This window comes from Polynucleobacter sp. 39-46-10 (genome assembly GCF_002282275.1).
On the sequence record NZ_NCJB01000408.1, the window covers coordinates 1 to 1,850 of the forward strand.

Here is a 1,850-nt window from a genome sequence, read left to right on the forward strand (position 1 = left end):
TATTTTTATAAGCGCAGATTATTTGCCAGTCCATGTAGGTGGTTTGCCTGCCAAAAATGCAGCAACCCCATTCTTAAAGTCATCACTGCCATAGCACTCTCGAATCAAATCGCTGCAATCCGGCAAGTTGTTCTTCATTATTCTTGTTAGAGTTTGCTTAGTAGATTTTTGTGTGATGGGCGCTAACTTCATTAAACGCTCTGCCAACTGATTTGCTTCATGCTCAAGTTCTTCAGCAGGATACGTAGCCAATAGATAGCCCTTCTGTAGTAATTCTGGTGCAGTCACGAGCTCAGCTAATAGCAACATGCGTTTGACAATATTCACATCAAGGTGCGCAACAAGCCAAGCAACATTAGCAGCGGATAAACAATTACCTAAGGTTTTGGCAATAGGGACTCCAAAGCGCGCATCTGGCGTAGAGATACGAAAGTCACAGCAACTCGCAATAGCAAGTCCACCACCTACTGCCATGCCATCAATGACAGCGATGGTGGGGATAGGCAACATGGCTAATGGAGCAAGGTAGCCATCAATTTCCTCTTCATACTGAATGCCGTCCTCACCATCCTGAAAAGTAGAAAACTGGGCAATGTCACTGCCAGATACAAAAGATTTACCACCGGCGCCGCGCAGAATGGCAACTCGTACCGAGGAGTTCTTAGCCAAATCTTGGCAAATGCTCTTTAAGCTTTGATACATCTGGGCAGTCATGGCATTTCGCGCAGCTTCATGATCAAAGGTAATCAATGCCATACCATTACGAAGCTCTAAATGAACTTCGGCAAGTGACGGCGTTTTGGAAGCTTCGGTATTAGCCATGAAATTGATCAATGAAGCCTAGTAAGTAGGTGCACAACAAGGTCTCTCTATTTGTTTTATATTGATAGCTATTATTAGCACTTCATTCTAAACATAAAAATAATTGAGACAAAATGAACGCTTTAAATAGTAAACCCCTGCCACTGGCAGGAGTTCGAGTGCTTGATGTGAGTCAAGTCATGGCAGGCCCCTACTGCTGTATGTTGCTTGCCGACCTGGGTGCAGATGTCATCAAAATTGAACCTCCAGGTACAGGTGACCAAACTCGTGGCGCCATGGGATTCAAGATGAAAGGTTCAGATAGCATGGGCTTTCTGAATATGAATCGTAATAAACGTAGCGTTACTCTCAATCTGAAAACTGACGCTGGCAAAAAAGTCTTCTTTGAATTAGTGAAGACTGCAGACATCTTGGTAGAAAACTATCGACCTGGGGTTATGAAAAAACTCGGCATCGATTACCAAACACTCAAAGATATCAACCCAGGTTTGGTCTACGCTAGCATCTCTGGATTTGGTCAAACAGGTCCATGGGCTGACCGCCCAGGTTTTGATTTGATGGCACAGGCCATGTCTGGCGTCATGAGTGTTACCGGCTATCCAGATGGTCCTCCAGTAAAAGCTGGTGTGCCTGTTGCCGATATTGGTTGCGCCCTCTTTGCAGTCTATGGAATTCTGTCTGCTTATATTGGTAAAACCAAATCAGGCGAGGGTCAATTCATTGACGCATCTTTATTTGATTCTGCGCTGGCATTCTCCATCTGGGATACAGCGCAGTACTGGGGAACTGGTGTTGAACCCTACAAGCTTGGTACTGCCAATCATATGAGCGCACCCTATCAGGCCATGAAGGCCTCTGACGGCTACTTTGTCATGGGTGCTACCAATCAAAAACTATGGAAACTGCTCTGCGACAAAATTGGACGCCCTGAATTATTTGAAGATCCACTGTTCAGAACCAACCCACTGCGTTTAGCCAATCGCTTAATACTGGCAGCTGAACTTGAAAAAACTTTCGCAAGTAAGACT

The 1,850-nt window shown here is 44.9% G+C and carries 2 protein-coding genes; one reads left to right on the forward strand and one right to left on the reverse strand.

All coding sequences use genetic code 11. From position 1 onward, the window contains the following. Nucleotides 1-18 precede the first annotated feature (18 nt). Nucleotides 19-822, reverse strand: a complete 804-nt coding sequence (locus tag B7X71_RS16200; RefSeq protein ID WP_293601487.1) for an enoyl-CoA hydratase/isomerase family protein — start codon at nt 820-822, stop codon at nt 19-21. Between the two features lie 113 nt (nt 823-935). On the opposite strand from B7X71_RS16200, the gene B7X71_RS16205 reads away from it, so the two are divergent. Continuing rightward, nucleotides 936-1,850, forward strand: a 915-nt coding sequence (locus B7X71_RS16205; protein ID WP_293601488.1) for a CoA transferase, incomplete at its 3' end; no start/stop codon positions are given.